Genomic DNA, 18,060 nt, shown 5'->3' with positions numbered 1-18,060 from the left:
GCGTTTCATACGCGGACCTCGCATTCGCCCTCTTTTTCATCCTTTCGCGCAGGTAAACAAGTTTGAGGACTTGCTTCAGAGGGAATCTCAATTACTGCATAAATATGATGAGCAGGCCGCTCATCCAGAAAGCTTCCAGCGGATTTCCAACTTATCGGGAATTGATACACAGGTCAAATGGCAATCTTATTTATAAAAAAATGTGTTAATAGTGTTTTATCTGATTGAATTTAAATGATATTTAATGATTTTTACAAGCGTATTGGCCTTCGGAAAGACGCAGCGTAATGTGATCTGACTCACTATATGAAAGCGGTATTATCAATGCAGCGTGCTGAATAGTGTTTTTAGTGCAGGATAATCCTCTGGTATGCAGTGCAAACCCGCATAAACCCACTGTTTTTCCGTGGGGGCGGTATTAATAAAAAAAACCATCAGAACATAAGGAAAAGTAATCACGAATGTCGTGAATGAAATTGCGGTAATCTTGAGTAGTTATTCAAATAGATAAAGGCCGTCCATGGCGATTGATCCAGGTCATCGCCGACAGAGGCTAAAAATGGCAGGCTTGTCCCCTTTCATCGGGACGGTCTATCAGATTATGCAGTTACAGAAATTAGTCAATATGTTTGGTGGGGATCTTTTGCAGCGGTATGGGCAAAAGGTTCACAAGCTGACGCTGCACGGGGGCTTTAGCTGCCCAAACCGCGACGGCACCATCGGGCGCGGCGGCTGCACCTTCTGTAACGTTGCGTCTTTTGCTGACGAAGCCCAGCAGCACAAATCCATTGTTGAACAACTCGCCCATCAGGCCAGCCTGGTAAACCGCGCCAAACGGTATCTGGCCTATTTTCAGGCCTACACCAGCACGTGGGCGGAGGTGCAGGTATTACGCTCGATGTACCAGCAGGCGGTGAGCCAGGCCAATATCGTGGGGCTGTGCGTCGGCACGCGTCCGGACTGCGTGCCGGAAGCCGTGCTGGATCTGCTCAGCGAGTACAAAGAGCAGGGATACGAAATCTGGCTCGAGCTGGGCCTGCAAACGGCGCATGACAAAACGCTGCACCGCATCAACCGCGGGCATGACTTTGCCTGCTACCAGCGCACTACGCGCCTTGCGCGCGCGCGAGGTTTGAAGGTCTGTTCACATCTGATTGTCGGCCTGCCGGGCGAAGGACAGCAGCACGGGGTCGACACGCTGGAAAGAGTGGTCGAAACCGGCGTGGACGGCATCAAGCTCCACCCGCTGCACATTGTGAAAGGCAGCATTATGGCGAAGGCCTGGGAAGCGGGGCGGCTAAGCGGCATCGAACTCGATGAGTACACCGTGACGGCAGGCGAGATGATTCGCCACACGCCGCCGGAGATCGTCTATCACCGCATCTCCGCCAGCGCCCGCCGCCCCACGCTTCTGGCACCGCTCTGGTGTGAAAACCGCTGGACGGGGATGCTGGAAATCGACCGCTATCTGCACGAACACGGCGTTCAGGGCTCGGCGCTGGGCCGCCCGTGGGTTCCGCATTTACCGACGACGGCCGCCTAACAGGCTTCCCAGCATGCCGCGCACAATCTGGTTGGTGACCTGCCGCGCCGCGCTTTTCGCCATCGTTTGTACCACGCCGTCGCGCTTGCCGCCGCGCGGCCCGGTGGTGCCGAAGAGAATATCTTTCAACCCACCGAGAATGCCGTCGTCCACGGCCACTGATTCACCTTTGGCAGCCGGCGCGTCCTGAGATTCGGTAGCCGCCTGCACCCCTTTTTGCAGGATCTCAAACGCCGACTCCCGATCCACTTCATCTTCGTATTTGCCGTAAACCGGCGAGTGGTTGATCAGGCCGTTGCGTTCATCGTCGGTCACGGGCCCCATTCTTGAACAGGGGGCAATGACCATTGCGCGTTCGACCACCGACGGGCTGCCTTTTGCGTCCAGGAAGGAGATGAGCGCCTCACCTGTCCCCAGAGTCTGAATCGCGGCTTCGGTATCAAACGCGGGATTGGCCCGCATGGTTTGCGCGGCGGCTTTCACCGCTTTCTGATCTTTTGGCGTAAAGGCGCGCAGGGCATGCTGAACGCGGTTACCGAGCTGGCCGAGCACGTTGTCAGGAATATCCGATGGGTTTTGCGAAACGAACCAAACGCCCACGCCTTTGGAGCGAATCAGGCGGATGACCTGTTCAATCTTATCCAGCAGCACCTGAGGCGCATCGTTAAACAACAGATGCGCTTCGTCAAAGAAGAAGACCAGCTTTGGCTTTTCCAGATCGCCCGCTTCCGGCAGCTGTTCGTACACTTCAGACAGCATCCACAGCAGGCTTGCCGCATAGAGCTTGGGCATCTGATAGAGCTTTTCCGCGCTGAGAATATTAATGATGCCTTTGCCGCTACCGTCGGTGCGCATCCAGTCTTTGATATCCAGCATCGGCTCGCCGAAGAAGTGCGCGGCACCCTGCTGCTCCAGCGTCAGCAGCCCGCGCTGAATAGCACCCACCGAGGCGCTGCTGATGTTGCCGTACTGGTTCTGGAAGGATTTAGCGTTATCCCCGATATATTGCGTAATGGCGCGCAGATCTTTGAAATCAAGCAGCAGCAGCCCCTGATCGTCGGCGATGCGAAAGATGATGTTCAGCACGCCGGACTGCACCTCATTCAGGTTCAGAAGACGGGCGAGAAGAAGCGGGCCTAGGTCGGAGACGGTCGCGCGAACAGGGTGGCCTTTCTCGCCAAAAATGTCCCATAGCACAACCGGGTTGTTGTGGGGCGTCCAGTCCGTAATACCAATGTTCTTGAGGCGCTCGAGCAGTTTTTCCGACGCCGCACCTTCCTGAGCTACGCCGGTTAAATCGCCTTTAACATCGGCCATAAATACCGGTACGCCAATCTCTGAAAGCGACTCTGCCAGCTTTTGTAGGGTGACGGTTTTACCCGTTCCCGTCGCGCCGGTGATCAGGCCGTGGCGGTTTGCCATTGCGGGCAGTAAAAACAGCTCTTTTTCCAGCGTCCGGGCAATTAACAAGGGTGTACTCATGATGCGCGTCCTCATTTTGACATGGGTGCAGTATAGGCAACCCGACGGCAAAATGTCTGCGTAAATTCCTGACCTTGCGGCGCATTATCCAGCGCAGGCTATGCTTTTGCATACGGTAAACAAAATTTTGGAAAGCTATGTCCAGATTCTTCTTTAACGACCGCAAACAGCTGGTCAACGACGCCATTGAAGGCATACTGATCTCCGCGCCGCACGGTAATCTCGTGAAGCTTGATATCGACCCTGCAATTCGCGTGGTGGCGCGCGGCGACTGGGACAAAAGCCGCGTGGCGGTCATCTCCGGCGGTGGCTCTGGTCACGAACCGGCACATGCCGGTTTTGTAGGAAAAGGGATGCTCACGGCGGCGGTGTGTGGCGATCTGTTCGCCTCGCCGAGCGTGGATGCGGTGCTTAACGCCATCGTGGCGGTAACGGGCGACCGTGGCTGTCTGCTGATTGTCAAAAACTACACCGGTGACCGCCTTAACTTCGGCCTGGCGGCTGAAAAAGCCAAGCGCTACGGGTTGAAGGTCGAAATGGTCATCGTCGCGGATGATATTGCCCTGCCGGACAACAAGCAGCCGCGCGGCATTGCCGGTACGGCGCTGGTGCATAAAATTGCGGGCGATGCGGCAGAGCGCGGCAAGTCGCTGAACGAGGTTCGGGATATCGCGCGGCAGGCGTGCGATAACCTCTGGAGCCTGGGCGTGGCCATGCAAACCTGCAATCTTCCAGGAAGCGATGATGAAGAGGGGCGCATCAAAAAAGGCCACGTTGAGCTTGGTCTGGGCATCCACGGGGAGCCGGGGGCTTCCGTTGTGGATACGCAAAACAGCAGGCGGATTATCGAGACGTTGGTGAAGCCGCTTATGGAACAGGCGGGTGAGGGTCGCTTCGCGGTGCTGATTAACAATCTGGGTGGCGTTTCGGCGCTGGAGATGGCGCTGCTGACCAAAGAGCTGGCGCATTCGGCCCTCAAAGAGCAGATAGCCTACCTGATTGGCCCCGCGCCGCTGGTGAGCTCGCTGGATATGAAAGGGTTTTCGCTTTCCCTGCTGAAGCTTAATGACACCTTTGAGAAGGCGCTTACTGAAAGCGTTGAGACGCTGGGCTGGCAAAAGCCCGTTGCATTTTCGCCGGTGAAAACGCTGGCCCATACCGCAATTCACGACAGCGTGGAGTTTACGCCGTCGGAGAATGCGCAGGTTGCGGCAGGCGTGCGGGCGGTGACGCAGACGCTGCTCGATCTTGAGAACAGGCTGAACGCGCTGGATGCCAAAGTGGGCGACGGGGATACGGGGTCAACCTTTGCGCATGGCGCGCGGGACATTGCGCAGCGGCTGGAGAAAAAGCAGCTGCCGCTTAACGACCTGCCAAAGCTGCTCCTGCTGGTGGGCGAACGTCTGGCGACCGTGATGGGGGGATCGAGCGGAGTACTGATGTCGATCTTCTTTACGGCGGCCGGGCAGAAGCTGCAAGACGGCAAGCCGCTGGCGGACGCGCTGCTGGGCGGGCTGGCGCAGATGAAGCACTACGGTGGGGCCGATCTCGGAGATCGTACCCTGATCGATGCGCTGCAGCCGGCGCTTGAGGCGCTGCAGAAAGGCGATCTTAAGGCGGCGGCAAAGGCGGCACAGGCAGGCGCTGACGCGACGGCAAAAATGGAGAAAGCGGGCGCGGGGCGCTCGTCGTATGTGAATAAAGAGAATCTGGACGGGGTGACCGATCCGGGGGCGGTCGCGGTGGCGGAGGTGTTTAAGGCCATGCTAGATGCAAAACGGTAACAACCGTTACCGTTTTTAGTGTTTGCGCCCTCTCCCGGTGGGAGAGGGTTGGGGAGAGGGCATCAGGCCGCACATTCCCCGGAAAACTCACATCAAAAATCCGCTTTCAACACTACGCGGTAACGGGCTTTACCGTCGCGCACGTGCTGGATAGCTTCGTTGATCTTCGACATTGGATACAGTTCGGTGGTCGGCGCCACTTTGGTGCGTCCGGCAAACTTCATCAGCTTGCGCAACTCGTACGGCGTGCCCGTCGCGGAGCCGGAAACGCTGCGATCGCCGCCGATCAGCGTAAACGCCGGAACCGGCAGCGGCTTCATCACGGCACCCACGGTATGGAAGTTACCGCCGTAGGCCAGCGCTTCGAAGTACGGCTGCCAGTCGAGATCGACGTTGACGGTATTGATGATCAGATCAAACTGGCCCGCCAGCGCGTTGAGCGCCTGAGGATCGCGGCTGTTCACGACTTTGTCTGCGCCCATCGCCAGCACTTCTTTCTCTTTGGCGGGGTTCGAGCTGAAGGCCGTGACTTCGCAGCCCATAGCATGCAGCAGCTTAATGGCGATATGGCCCAGGCCACCGATGCCGATCACGCCTACGCGGCTGGTGGCGGTGATATGGTGCATCAGCAGCGGTTTGAACACGGTAATACCGCCGCACAGCAGCGGACCCGCGGTTTCGATATCAATGCTGTCCGGCAGCGGGATGACCCATTGCCAGTCGGCGCGAAGCTTATCGGCAAAACCGCCCTTGTTCATGATGGTCGGCGTTGCGCCTTCCAGACAGTTGATCTGGTTACCGCTGATACACGCGTCGCAGTGGCCGCAGCTGCGTGCCGTCCAGCCAATGCCCACGCGCTGGCCAATCTTCAGTCCTTTGTCCTGTGCGGCTGTGCCGAGCGCGACGACGCGACCAATGATTTCGTGGCCTGCAATCAGCGGATACTGCGAAAAGCCCCATTCGTTGTCGATCATCGAGAGATCCGAGTGGCAGATCCCGCAGTAGTCGACCTGGACCTCGACGTCTTCTGCTTTTAGTTCGCCCGCGTCGTATTCGTACAGCTCAAGTTCTGCACCCGCCTGCGGTGCGGCGTAGCTTTTTATCTTCGACATCGTCCTTCCCCTTTATGGTGTGAAATGAAAAGTGTAGAGCATTCAGTTTACGGTCGCTTAGCAGAAGGGGGCGGTAACGAAACTTACAGACTTTTCAGCATCCTGACTTCGCAATCAACGTGGCCGGTACAGCCCAGAGGCGCGTCAATATGCTCAAAGCCCAGATGTTCATACAGGCCAATGGCCTCTTTGAGGAAGGCGGTGGTTTCGAGGTAGCAGCGTTTGAAGCCCTGCGTGCGGGCGTGCTCGAGCGCCTGCAGCGCAAGCTTCTTAGCCAGCCCCTGTCCGCGCACGCTGGGCAGGAAGTACATTTTTTGCAGCTCGCAGATGTCCGGCTCGCTGCAGCTGAGCGGCGCGATGCCGCCGCCGCCCACGACTTCACCGTCCTGCTCGATGATCCAGTAGGCATGGCCCGGCTGGCTGTAGAGCTGGTACAGCTCGTCAAGATTCGGATCGGCAACGGTGTAGCCTTTGTCGGCGGTCAGTCCGTACTCCGCAGAAACGTGGCGAATGACGGCGGCAATCGCCGGGTTGTCTTGCTCAATGAGACGACGCATCGTCGTCGCGGCGGGGGTAATCACGCTCATAGCCATACTCATGACAAAAATGACACATTGCTGGTGTTAATAGCACCGCAGAAAGGGGAGTGCAAGCGAGGAGTTTTCAGGAAGGTTACCCCTTACGCCCTGAAGCGTAAGGGGTAAAAGCATTACAGGGCGGCGATAACCGCCTGCTGCTCGATCAGTTTGGATTTCGCATCTGCGAAAGCAACCAGACGCTCACGCTCTTTGGCGATGACCGCTTCCGGCGCGCGGGCGACAAAGCCTTCGTTCGCCAGCTTGCTTTCGATTTTGCCGATTTCCACGTCGACTTTCGCCACTTCCTTCGCCAGACGCGCCAGCTCGGCGTCTTTGTCGATCAGGCCCGCCATCGGGATCAGCAGCTCTGCGCCGTCGATGATTTTGGTCACGGAGACCGGACCTTTGTCATCAGCAGGCAGCACGGTGATGCTTTCCAGGCGCGCCATCGTTTTCAGGAAGGTGTTGTTCTCGCTGACGCGACGAACGGCAGCCTCGCTGCAGCCGCGCAGAAGCAGTTCCAGCGGCTTGCTCGGCGCGATATTCATTTCCGCACGAATATTACGTACGGCAACGATCGCCTGCTTCAGCCATTCGGTATCCGCCGCTGCGGCTTCATCAACGCGCGCAGCGTCAAATTCCGGGAACGGCTGCAGCATGATGGTGTCCGCGTTGATGCCTGCAATCACCTTCACGCGCTGCCAGATGGTTTCGGTAATGAATGGAATAACCGGATGCGCCAGGCGCAGCAGGCCTTCCAGCACGGTAATCAGCGTGTTGCGCGTGCCGCGCAGCTCTGCTTCAGACCCGCCGTTCATCACCGGCTTCGCCAGCTCCAGATACCAGTCGCAGAACTGGTTCCAGGTGAATTCGTACAGGATGCCCGCCGCGATGTCGAAGCGGTAGCTGTCCAGCGCTTCGCGGAACGCTTTCACCGTCTGGTTGAACTCGGCCAGGATCCAGCGGTCCGCCAGCGACAGGGTCATCTCGCCGCCGTTAAAGCCGCAGTCCTGGTCTTCGGTGTTCATCAGCACGAAGCGACTGGCGTTCCACAGCTTGTTACAGAAGTTGCGGTAGCCTTCCAGGCGCTTCATGTCCCAGTTGATGTCGCGGCCGGTAGAGGCCAGCGCCGCCAGGGTAAAGCGCAGGGCGTCGGTACCGTGAGACTCAATCCCGTTCGGGAACTGCTTCTCGGTGCGCTTGCGGATTTTCTCTGCCAGCTGCGGCTGCATCATGTTGCCGGTACGTTTTTCCAGAAGTTCTTCCAGAGAGATACCGTCAACCATATCCAGCGGGTCAATAACGTTACCCTTGGACTTGGACATCTTCTGGCCTTCGTCGTCGCGGATCAGGCCGGTCATGTAGACGGTGTGGAACGGAACCTGCGGCTTGCCGTTTTCATCTTTGATGAAGTGCATGGTCATCATGATCATGCGGGCAATCCAGAAGAAGATGATGTCGAAGCCGGAAACCATCACGCTGGTTGGGTGGAACTGACGCAGCGCGTCGGTGTTTTCCGGCCAGCCGAGGGTGGAGAAGGTCCACAGCGCGGAGGAGAACCAGGTATCCAGCACGTCTTCGTCCTGACGCAGCGCGACGTCTGCACTCAGGTTATTTTCCTGACGCACTTCGTCTTCGGTACGGCCAACGTAGACGTTGCCTTCGTTGTCATACCACGCCGGGATGCGGTGGCCCCACCACAGCTGGCGGGAGATACACCAGTCCTGAATGTCACGCATCCAGGAGAAGTACATGTTTTCATACTGCTTCGGCACGAACTGGATATCGCCATTCTCAACCGCTTCAACGGCCGGCTTCGCCAGCACGTCGGCGCGCACGTACCACTGGTCGGTCAGCATGGGCTCGATAACCACGCCGCCGCGGTCGCCGTACGGCACGGTCAGATCGTGAGGTTTGATCTCTTCCAGCAGGCCGAGCGCGTCAACGGCAGCCACGATCGCTTTACGCGCGGCAAAGCGCTCCAGCTTCTGGAACTCTGCCGGAATGTCGCTGGAGTAAACGTCAGATTCTTCGCCTTTCGTGTCAAAGACCTGCGCGCTTTCGCGGATATCACCGTCGAAGGTCAGGATGTTGATCATCGGCAGGGCGTGACGACGACCGACTTCATAGTCGTTAAAGTCGTGCGCAGGGGTAATCTTCACGCAGCCGGTGCCTTTTTCCATGTCGGCGTGTTCGTCGCCCACAATTGGAATACGGCGGTTTACCAGCGGCAGCACCACAAATTTGCCGATCAGATCTTTGTAGCGTGGATCTTCCGGGTTAACGGCCACGCCGGTATCGCCCAGCAGGGTTTCCGGACGGGTGGTGGCAACCACCAGATAGTCTTTACCGTCTGCGGTTTTTGCACCGTCGGCCAGCGGGTAGCGGATGTGCCACATGGAGCCTTTCGACTCGCGGTTTTCCACTTCCAGGTCAGAAATTGCGGTGCGCAGTTTCGGGTCCCAGTTTACCAGGCGCTTGCCGCGGTAAATCAGGTCTTCTTTGTACAGGCGGACGAAGACTTCTTTCACGGCATTGGAAAGGCCTTCATCCATCGTGAAGCGCTCGCGCTCCCAGTCTACGGAGTTACCGAGACGGCGCATCTGACGGGTAATGGTGCCGCCAGATTCCGCTTTCCACTGCCAGATTTTGTCGATGAACGCCTCGCGACCGTAGTCGTGACGGGTTTTACCTTCTTCAGCGGCAATTTTACGCTCAACCACCATCTGGGTCGCGATACCCGCGTGGTCAGTCCCCGCCTGCCACAGGGTGTTTTTTCCCTGCATGCGCTGGTAGCGGATCATGGTATCCATGATGGTCTGCTGGAAAGCATGACCCATATGCAAACTGCCGGTGACGTTCGGCGGCGGGATCATGATGCAGAAGGACTCTTTGCTTTCGTCGCCGTTAGGCTTGAAATAGCCCTGCTGTTCCCAGTGCTCGTAAAGCGGCTGTTCGATATCGCGTGGGTTATATGTCTTTTCCATTATTTCCAGGTTGCCGTATTCAGGTTAAAACCGGCCAGGCGGTACGCTTTGTAGCGTTCGCGCGCCAGCTGTTTCAAGGATTCTTCGTAAGGGACAAAGTCTACCACTTCTGTGAAAGCGGTGGCAAAATCTGCAAAATCTATCCGCAGGCTAATCAGGATATCGCGCGCGCTGCTGTTGCGTTTTTGCGGCCAGGCAATTTCTACCGGTGCACCGCCGCGCGGGCCTTCTCCGGACAAGTTATGCGGAACAAAACTCTCCGGCGGGCGCGCCCAAAGCGCCTCATCAAGGCGAATCGCCTGCTGTTCATCTTCACAGGCAATCAATACGCGCTTGCCTGCGCGCCAACGTTCTGCGGCAATTTCGCACACCAGCTGTTCAACGGCGCTAAGACCGTCCTGATGGGTGTCGTTGTCCAGAAGGTAGAACGTTGCATTCTTCATATTATGGGGCTTCTTGTGCTCACTTTAAATGCTTAAGCCGGGTGGCGGCTTCGCCTTACCCGGCCTACGGTTTACTGCCGTTCTGACTTACTCGTCGCCGTTAAAACCCGCGCGGTTCAGCAGGAACTGCGACAGCAGGGCGACCGGGCGCCCGGTCGCGCCTTTGGCTTTACCCGAGCGCCATGCGGTGCCCGCGATGTCCAGGTGCGCCCAGTTGTACTTGCGGGTGAAGCGCGACAGGAAGCAGCCTGCGGTGATAGCACCGCCCGGACGGCCGCCGATGTTCGCCATGTCCGCGAAGTTGGACTCCAGCTGCTCCTGGAACTCGTCGCCCAGCGGCAGGCGCCACGCGCGATCTCCCGCCTGTTCGGACGCGCCAATCAGCTCGTGCGCCAGCGGATTATGGTTCGACATCAGGCCGGTGATATGGTGGCCCAGCGCAATCACGCAGGCACCGGTCAGGGTTGCTACGTCGATAACGGCTTCAGGTTCGAAACGCTCCACATAGGTCAGCACGTCGCACAGCACCAGACGGCCTTCGGCGTCAGTGTTCAGCACTTCAACGGTTTGTCCGGACATGGTGGTCAGGACGTCGCCCGGGCGATAGGCGCGTCCGCCAGGCATGTTTTCACAGCCAGCCAGTACGCCAATGACGTTAATCGGCAGCTGAAGCTCCGCGACCATGCGCATCACGCCGTATACCGCCGCCGCGCCGCACATATCGTACTTCATCTCATCCATGCCTTCGGCAGGCTTAATGGAGATGCCGCCCGAGTCGAAGGTCAGGCCTTTACCGACCAGCACGATAGGGCGCGCGTCTTCGGACGGATTGCCTTTGTACTCAATGACCGACATCAGGGATTCGTTCTGCGAGCCGTTGCCAACCGCCAGATAGGAATGCATCCCCAGCTCTTTCATCTGCTGTTCGCCGATGACGCGGGTAATCACGTTTTTGCTGTAGGAATCGGCAAGCTGACGCGCCTGAGAGGCCAGGTAGGCGGCGTTACAGATGTTTGGCGGCATGTTGCCGAGATCTTTTGCCGCTTTGATGCCGGCGGCAATCGCCAGGCCATGCTGGATCGCGCGCTCGCCGCTGGTCAACTCGCGGCGGGTCGGGACGTTAAAGACCATTTTACGCAGCGGACGACGCGGTTCGCTTTTCGTGGTTTTCAGCTGATCGAAGCTGTAGAGGCTCTCTTTCGCGGTTTCGACAGCCTGACGCACTTTCCAGTAGGTGTTACGGCCTTTGACGTGCAGCTCGGTCAGGAAGCAGACGGCCTCCATTGAGCCGGTATCATTCAGCGTATTGATGGTTTTCTGAATGACCTGCTTATACTGGCGCTCATCCAGCTCGCGCTCTTTACCGCAGCCAATCAGCAAAATGCGTTCGGACAGCACGTTTGGCACGTGGTGCAGCAGCAGGGTCTGGCCCGGTTTACCTTCCAGCTCGCCTCGGCGCAGCAGGGCGCTAATGTAGCCGTCACTGATTTTATCGAGTTGTTCGGCGATCGGGGAGAGCCGGCGTGGTTCAAAAACGCCCACAACGATGCAGGCACTCCGCTGTTTCTCCGGGCTACCGCTTTTTACACTGAACTCCATGCACTACGCTCCTGAATCTTAAAGACAACGGCGGCCGCTACAGATAGAATTGAAACCTTTCGTAACTCATATCCGCTGTTGTGATGACTTCGTGTTAATCTTACGTTATTACGGTTTCGACACGTCAGACAATGTCCTGAAGCGTGAATCCGCCGGGTTTTTTAATCTTAGCGATGATTTCGACGACTCAAGAGAATAAATGACGTTTAAGCCATGAAACAAGCGATTTTCCAGCAAAAAGACGGGTTTTTACGGGCGTATTAATAGTGATAATCATAAGATATCTGGTGCGGGAGACGCTCAAGAGCCAACTGGCGATCCTCTTTATCCTTCTTCTGATCTTCTTCTGTCAGAAGCTGGTCAAGATCCTCGGTGCGGCGGTTGACGGCGAAATTCCAACAAATCTGGTGCTTTCCCTGCTCGGGCTAGGCGTGCCGGAAATGGCGCAGCTTATCCTGCCGTTAAGCCTTTTCCTCGGTTTGCTGATGACGCTGGGTAAGCTCTATACCGAAAGTGAAATCACGGTGATGCATGCCTGCGGCTTAAGCAAAGCCGTTCTGGTCAAAGCCGCCATGATTCTGGCGCTGTTCACGGGGATTGTTGCCGCCGTGAATGTGATGTGGGCAGGTCCCGCGTCGTCGCGCCATCAGGATGAGGTGCTGGCTGAAGCCAAAGCTAACCCAGGCCTGGCTGCGCTCGCGCAGGGCCAGTTCCAGCAGGCTACCGACGGCAATTCCGTGCTCTTTATTGAAAGCGTTAACGGCAACCGCTTCAACGACGTTTTCCTTGCCCAGCTTCGCCCGAAAGGCAATGCCCGCCCTTCCGTTGTGGTGGCTGACTCCGGACAGCTTTCACAGCGTAAAGATGGTTCTCAGGTGGTGACGCTGAACAAAGGCACGCGTTTCGAAGGCACCGCGATGCTGCGCGACTTCCGCATTACGGATTTCCAGAACTATCAGGCCATTATCGGGCATCAGGCCGTCGCGCTTGACCCAACCGATACGGAACAGATGGACATGCGCACGCTGTGGAATACCGATACCGACAGAGCGCGCGCGGAATTCCACTGGCGTCTCACTCTGGTATTCACCGTATTTATGATGGCACTGATTGTGGTTCCCCTCAGCGTGGTCAACCCGCGTCAGGGACGCGTGCTGTCTATGCTGCCCGCAATGCTGCTTTACCTGGTCTATTTCCTGTTGCAGACCTCGATTCGTTCCAACGGTGCGAAAGGTAAGCTGGACCCGATGGTCTGGACATGGGCGGTTAACAGCCTGTATATCCTGCTGGCAGTGGGATTAAACGTATGGGACACGGTGCCAGTGCGCCGAATTCGTGCCCGATTTACGCGTAAAGGAGCCATCTGATGCAGCTTTTTGGCGTTCTCGATCGCTATATCGGTAAAACCATTTTCACCACCATCATGATGACCTTATTCATGCTGGTGTCGCTCTCCGGCATTATTAAATTCGTCGACCAGTTGAAAAAGGCCGGACAGGGGAGCTATGACGCGCTAGGTGCGGGCATGTATACCCTGCTCAGCGTGCCAAAAGATGTGCAAATCTTCTTCCCGATGGCGGCCCTGCTGGGGGCGCTGCTCGGCCTGGGGATGCTCGCGCAGCGCAGCGAGCTGGTTGTGATGCAGGCGTCGGGCTTTACCCGCATGCAGGTTGCGCTCTCGGTGATGAAAACGGCTATTCCGCTGGTTATTCTGACGATGGCAATCGGCGAGTGGGTGGCACCGCAGGGTGAGCAGATGGCGCGTAACTATCGTGCCCAGGCGATGTACGGCGGTTCGCTGCTGTCGACGCAGCAGGGCCTGTGGGCGAAAGACGGCAGCAACTTCGTGTATATCGAACGCGTTAAAGGTAACGACGAGCTGGGCGGAGTGAGTATTTACGCCTTCAACAGCGATCGCCGCCTGCAGTCAGTCCGTCACGCCTCTTCCGCGAAATTTGATGCTGAAAACAAACAGTGGCGCCTGTCGCAGGTGGATGAGTCCAACCTGACCGATCCGAAACAGATCACCGGCTCGCAGACGGTGTCCGGCACGTGGAAAACCAACCTGACGCCTGACAAGCTGGGCGTTGTGGCGCTGGATCCTGATGCGCTCTCCATCAGCGGCCTGCACAACTACGTGAAGTATCTTAAGTCGAGCGGCCAGGATGCGGGGCGCTATCAGCTCAACATGTGGAGCAAAATCTTCCAGCCGATGTCCGTGGCCGTCATGATGTTGATGGCGCTGTCGTTTATCTTTGGTCCGCTGCGCAGCGTGCCGATGGGCGTGCGCGTCGTGACCGGTATCAGCTTTGGCTTTGTTTTCTACGTGTTGGATCAGATCTTTGGGCCGCTGACGCTGGTTTACGGCATTCCGCCGATTATTGGCGCGCTGCTGCCAAGCGCCAGCTTCTTCCTGATCAGCCTCTGGCTGCTGCTTAAGCGCTCCTGACGGCTCGTCTTCTCGCTCCCGGTTCGTCGGGAGCGAGCTAATCTCCTGTTTCACCCCGCACTTTTTCTCATAACCTTCAACGCCCCACCGCGAATTTGAGTATTATTGAGCGATATAGTCGTGAAGGGATCCTCTATGAAGCAAATTCGAATGCTCGCCCAGTACTACGTCGACCTGATGATGAAGCTTGGGCTGGTGCGTTTCTCCATGCTGCTGGCGCTGGCCCTGGTGGTTCTGGCGATTGTCGTGCAGATGGCCGTCACCATGGTGCTGCACGGCCAGGTCGAAAGCATCGACGTTATCCGCTCTATCTTCTTCGGCCTGCTGATCACCCCATGGGCCGTCTACTTCCTCTCGGTGGTGGTTGAACAGCTGGAAGAGTCCCGCCAGCGCCTGTCGAAGCTGGTTGAAAAGCTGGAGGAGATGCGCGACCGCGACCTTAAGCTCAACGTTCAGCTGAAGGACAACATTGCGCAGCTGAATCAGGAGATTACGGACCGCGAGAAGGCGGAGGCCGAGCGTCAGGCGACGCTAGAACAGCTGAAGGTGGAGATGAAAGAGCGTGAGGTGACGCAGATCCAGCTTGAGCAGCAATCCTCTTTCCTGCGCTCCTTCCTGGATGCGTCTCCGGATCTCGTTTTCTACCGCAATGAAGATAAAGAGTTTTCCGGCTGTAACCGGGCGATGGAACTGCTGACCGGCAAGAGCGAGAAGCAGCTTATCCACCTCAAGCCGCAGGACGTCTATTCAGAAGAGGCCGCCGCCAAGGTAATGGAAACGGACGAGAAGGTCTTCCGCCATAACGTCTCGCTGACCTACGAGCAGTGGCTGGATTATCCGGACGGGCGCAAAGCCTGCTTCGAGATCCGCAAGGTGCCGTACTATGACCGCGTGGGCAAGCGCCACGGCCTGATGGGCTTTGGTCGCGATATTACCGAACGCAAGCGCTATCAGGATGCGCTTGAGCGCGCCAGCCGCGACAAGACGACCTTCATTTCCACCATTAGCCACGAGCTGCGTACGCCCCTGAACGGCATTGTCGGCTTGAGCCGCATTTTGCTGGATACCGACCTGACCGGCGAGCAGGAAAAATACCTTAAAACCATCCACGTCTCGGCGGTAACGCTCGGCAATATTTTCAACGATATTATCGACATGGATAAAATGGAGCGCCGCAAGGTTCAGCTTGATAACCAGCCGGTCGATTTCACCGGTTTTCTGGCCGACCTGGAAAACCTGTCCGGCCTCCAGGCGCAGCAAAAGGGGCTGAGCTTCCTGATGGAGCCAACGCTTCCGCTGCCGCATAAGGTGGTGACGGACGGCACGCGCCTGCGCCAGATCCTGTGGAACCTGATCAGCAACGCCGTGAAATTCACCCAGAACGGCGGCCGGGTAGCGGTGCGTATTCGCTACGATGAGGGTGATATGCTGCACTTTGAGGTGGAAGACTCCGGCATCGGTATTCCGCAGGAAGAGCAAGACAAAATTTTCGCCATGTATTATCAGGTCAAAGACAGCAACGGCGGCAAGCCCGCCACCGGCACCGGAATTGGCCTGGCGGTGTCGAAACGCCTGGCGAAGAGCATGGGCGGGGATATCACCGTAGCGAGCCTGCCGGGCAAAGGCTCAACCTTTACGCTGACGGTGCATGCGCCTGCGGTGGCGGAAGAGGTTGAGGATACCTTCGATAATGACGATATGCCGCTGCCGGCGCTGCACGTGCTGCTGGTGGAAGATATTGAGCTTAACGTCATCGTGGCGCGCTCGGTGCTTGAGAAGCTGGGCAATAGCGTTGATGTGGCGATGACCGGAAAAGCCGCTCTGGAGATGTTTACGCCGGGGGAATATGACCTTGTGCTGCTGGATATTCAGCTGCCGGATATGACCGGGCTAGACATTTCCCGCGAATTGACCCGCAAATACGCCGCCGACGATCTGCCGCCGCTGGTCGCGCTGACGGCGAACGTGCTGAAGGATAAAAAAGAGTACCTTGATGCCGGTATGGATGATGTGCTCAGCAAGCCGCTGGCAGTGCCTGCGCTGACTGCCATGATCAAGAAGTTCTGGGATACCCGTGATGAAGAGGAGAGCACCATGACGTCTATTGATAGCGAAAAAGCTCAAACGATACTGGATACCGCCATGCTGGAGCAGTACATCGATCTGGTGGGGCCAAAACTGATTACCGACGGCCTGGCCGTGTTTGAAAAAATGATGCCGGGCTACCTGAACGTGCTGGAATCCAACCTGACGGCGCGTGACAAAAAGGGCATCGTGGAGGAAGGGCATAAGATTAAAGGTGCAGCGGGCTCCGTAGGCCTGCGCCATCTGCAGCAGCTCGGTCAGCAGATTCAATCTCCCGATTTACCCGCCTGGGAAGATAACGTAGGTGAATGGGTTGAAGAAATGAAGCAGGAGTGGCAAAACGACGTGGCGGTATTAAAAGCGTGGGTGGATGCCAGAAAAAAATGACCCCGGCTTAACCGGGGTGCGCGAATACTGCGCCAACACCAGGGAAATTGTGGCTGCGCCGAATTTTTCGTGTTGTTTTCGCATGGGCGCCGCCTTAATGTGAGGCCGCACGCAAATAAGATAGCAAATCTTAAATGGTTTGTTACATGAATCAGTGAAATGTGTGAAGCATAGCGTTTTAATCAGAATTATTAATGTGCTTCAGCGAGTTGGAAAGAAGGATCGTCATGATGAAAAAGATTGGTGTCGTGCTGAGCGGGTGCGGTGTTTACGACGGATCGGAGATACACGAAGCCGTATTAACGCTGCTGGCCCTGTCCCGCCACGGGGCGGAAGTCGTCTGCTTCGCGCCGGATAAAAATCAGGCCGATGTCATTAATCATCTGACCGGCGAACCGATGGCGGAAACGCGTAACGTGCTGACTGAAGCGGCGCGTATTGTCCGCGGCGATATCCGCCCTCTGAAGGAGGCTAATGCCTTAGCGCTGGATGCGTTAATCGTGCCGGGCGGGTTTGGGGCGGCGAAAAATCTGAGCAATTTTGCGTCGCAGGGCGCGGAGTGTCGCCTTGAACCGGAGCTAAAGGCGCTGTCGCTGGCGATGCACGCGGCGGGTAAACCGCAGGGCTTTATCTGTATTGCGCCTGCTATGCTGCCTAAAATTTTTGATTTCCCGCTGCGCCTGACCATCGGAACCGATATCGATACCGCCGAGGTGATTGAAGAGATGGGCGGGGAACACGTGCCGTGTCCGGTCGATGACATCGTGGTGGATGAAGACAATAAAATCGTCACGACGCCCGCGTACATGCTGGCGCAGAACATTGCCGAGGCGGCCGTGGGGATCGATAAGCTGGTGGACAGAGTGCTGGTTCTTACTGAATGAGCCGGAAATTTGCTCCGGGCGCATGGGTAAAACGTCTCCTGCTGCGCGCTATCGTGATTCTGGCGGTCTTTTGGGGCGGCGGGATTGCTCTGTTCAGCGTCATGCCCGTTCCCTTTTCCGCGGTGATGGTTGAGCGTCAGGTTAGCGCATGGCTGTCGGGTGATTTCGGCTACGTTGCGCATTCCGACTGGGCGGGCATGGATGATATCTCGCCGTGGATGGGGCTGGCGGTAATCGCGGCCGAAGATCAAAAATTCCCGGAACACTGGGGGTTTGACGTCGCGGCGATAGAGAAAGCGCTGGCGCACAACGAGCGAAATGAGAGCCGCGTGCGCGGGGCGTCGACGCTATCTCAGCAGACGGCAAAAAACCTGTTTCTTTGGGATGGCCGCAGCTGGGTGAGAAAGGGGCTGGAGGCTGGCCTGACGGTGGGCATCGAAACCGTCTGGAGCAAGAAACGTATTCTGACGGTGTATTTGAATATCGCCGAGTTCGGCGACGGCGTCTTTGGCGTTGAAGCCGCATCCCAGCGTTATTTCAATAAACCCGCCAGCAGGCTGAGCCTCTCTGAAGCGGCGCTGCTGGCCGCCGTCCTGCCGAATCCGATCCGTTTCAAAGCGGACGCGCCTTCGGGCTATGTGCGAAGCCGCCAGGCGTGGATTATGCGCCAGATGCGACAGCTCGGTGGAGAAGGATTTATGGAGAGAAATTCACTCATGTAGGGCGG

13 protein-coding genes are annotated in these 18,060 nt (G+C 57.2%); 7 read left to right on the top strand and 6 right to left on the bottom strand.

Going from position 1 to position 18,060, the window contains the following annotated elements:
- The first annotated feature begins 601 nt into the window (after positions 1-601).
- Entirely contained in the window at positions 602-1,543 is a 942-nt protein-coding gene (locus V1599_RS00365; protein ID WP_395301599.1) for a TIGR01212 family radical SAM protein, read from the top strand.
- Here V1599_RS00365 and V1599_RS00360 read toward each other — a convergent pair.
- Positions 1,523-3,025 (bottom strand): helicase HerA-like C-terminal domain-containing protein, encoded by a 1,503-nt coding sequence (locus V1599_RS00360; protein ID WP_395300856.1) that lies wholly within the window; start codon positions 3,023-3,025, stop codon positions 1,523-1,525. The genes V1599_RS00365 and V1599_RS00360 overlap by 21 nt on opposite strands.
- 137 nt (positions 3,026-3,162) lie before the next feature.
- On the opposite strand from V1599_RS00360, the gene V1599_RS00355 reads away from it, so the two are divergent.
- The gene (locus tag V1599_RS00355) at positions 3,163-4,809 is read left to right on the top strand and encodes a dihydroxyacetone kinase subunit DhaK (protein WP_395300855.1); all 1,647 of its coding nucleotides are present in this window, start codon (positions 3,163-3,165) and stop codon (positions 4,807-4,809) included.
- A 92-nt stretch (positions 4,810-4,901) separates the two neighbouring features.
- On the opposite strand, the gene V1599_RS00350 is transcribed toward V1599_RS00355, so the two are convergent.
- The 5 genes from V1599_RS00350 to pepA form a co-directional block, all read right to left on the bottom strand.
- Positions 4,902-5,921, bottom strand: a complete 1,020-nt coding sequence (locus tag V1599_RS00350) for an NAD(P)-dependent alcohol dehydrogenase (RefSeq protein WP_297116721.1) — start codon at positions 5,919-5,921, stop codon at positions 4,902-4,904.
- Between the two features lie 83 nt (positions 5,922-6,004).
- Positions 6,005-6,508: a GNAT family N-acetyltransferase gene (locus V1599_RS00345; RefSeq protein ID WP_112010924.1), complete on the bottom strand. Its 504-nt coding sequence runs from the start codon at positions 6,506-6,508 to the stop codon at positions 6,005-6,007.
- A gap of 122 nt (positions 6,509-6,630) precedes the next feature.
- Entirely contained in the window at positions 6,631-9,486 is a 2,856-nt protein-coding gene (locus V1599_RS00340; RefSeq protein ID WP_112010923.1) for a valine--tRNA ligase, read from the bottom strand.
- A complete protein-coding gene (holC, locus tag V1599_RS00335) occupies positions 9,486-9,929 on the bottom strand; it encodes a DNA polymerase III subunit chi (RefSeq protein WP_008502815.1) in 444 nt (147 codons plus the stop codon). The genes V1599_RS00340 and holC overlap by 1 nt, the downstream gene beginning before the upstream one ends.
- Positions 9,930-10,016: 87 nt before the next feature.
- On the bottom strand, positions 10,017-11,528 hold the full coding sequence (gene pepA / locus V1599_RS00330) for a leucyl aminopeptidase (RefSeq protein ID WP_112010922.1): 1,512 nt from the start codon (positions 11,526-11,528) through the stop codon (positions 10,017-10,019).
- Between the two features lie 266 nt (positions 11,529-11,794).
- Between pepA and lptF the strand changes: the two genes are divergently transcribed.
- The 5 genes from lptF to mtgA all read left to right on the top strand — a co-directional run bounded on the left by lptF (position 11,795) and on the right by mtgA (position 18,055).
- Complete coding sequence (gene lptF / locus V1599_RS00325; RefSeq protein WP_112010921.1) at positions 11,795-12,895, top strand: LPS export ABC transporter permease LptF; 1,101 nt, start codon at positions 11,795-11,797, stop codon at positions 12,893-12,895.
- Positions 12,895-13,977, top strand: coding sequence for an LPS export ABC transporter permease LptG (gene lptG, locus V1599_RS00320; protein ID WP_112010920.1), 1,083 nt, complete (start codon positions 12,895-12,897; stop codon positions 13,975-13,977). Before lptF ends, lptG begins: the two co-directional genes overlap by 1 nt.
- Before the next feature lie 135 nt (positions 13,978-14,112).
- The gene (gene arcB / locus V1599_RS00315; RefSeq protein ID WP_112010919.1) at positions 14,113-16,449 is read left to right on the top strand and encodes an aerobic respiration two-component sensor histidine kinase ArcB; all 2,337 of its coding nucleotides are present in this window, start codon (positions 14,113-14,115) and stop codon (positions 16,447-16,449) included.
- Between the two features lie 230 nt (positions 16,450-16,679).
- Complete coding sequence (elbB, locus tag V1599_RS00310; protein ID WP_395300854.1) at positions 16,680-17,333, top strand: isoprenoid biosynthesis glyoxalase ElbB; 654 nt, start codon at positions 16,680-16,682, stop codon at positions 17,331-17,333.
- Positions 17,330-18,055, top strand: coding sequence for a monofunctional biosynthetic peptidoglycan transglycosylase (mtgA, locus tag V1599_RS00305; protein ID WP_112010917.1), 726 nt, complete (start codon positions 17,330-17,332; stop codon positions 18,053-18,055). The genes elbB and mtgA overlap by 4 nt, the downstream gene beginning before the upstream one ends.
- The last annotated feature ends 5 nt before the right edge of the window (positions 18,056-18,060 follow it).

It is taken from the genome of Enterobacter sp. ECC-175 (genome assembly GCF_043968675.1).
Lineage (GTDB): Bacteria > Pseudomonadota > Gammaproteobacteria > Enterobacterales > Enterobacteriaceae > Enterobacter.
The sequence above is the reverse complement of the archived record's forward strand: the minus strand, read 5'-3'. Positions and strand labels throughout refer to the sequence as shown.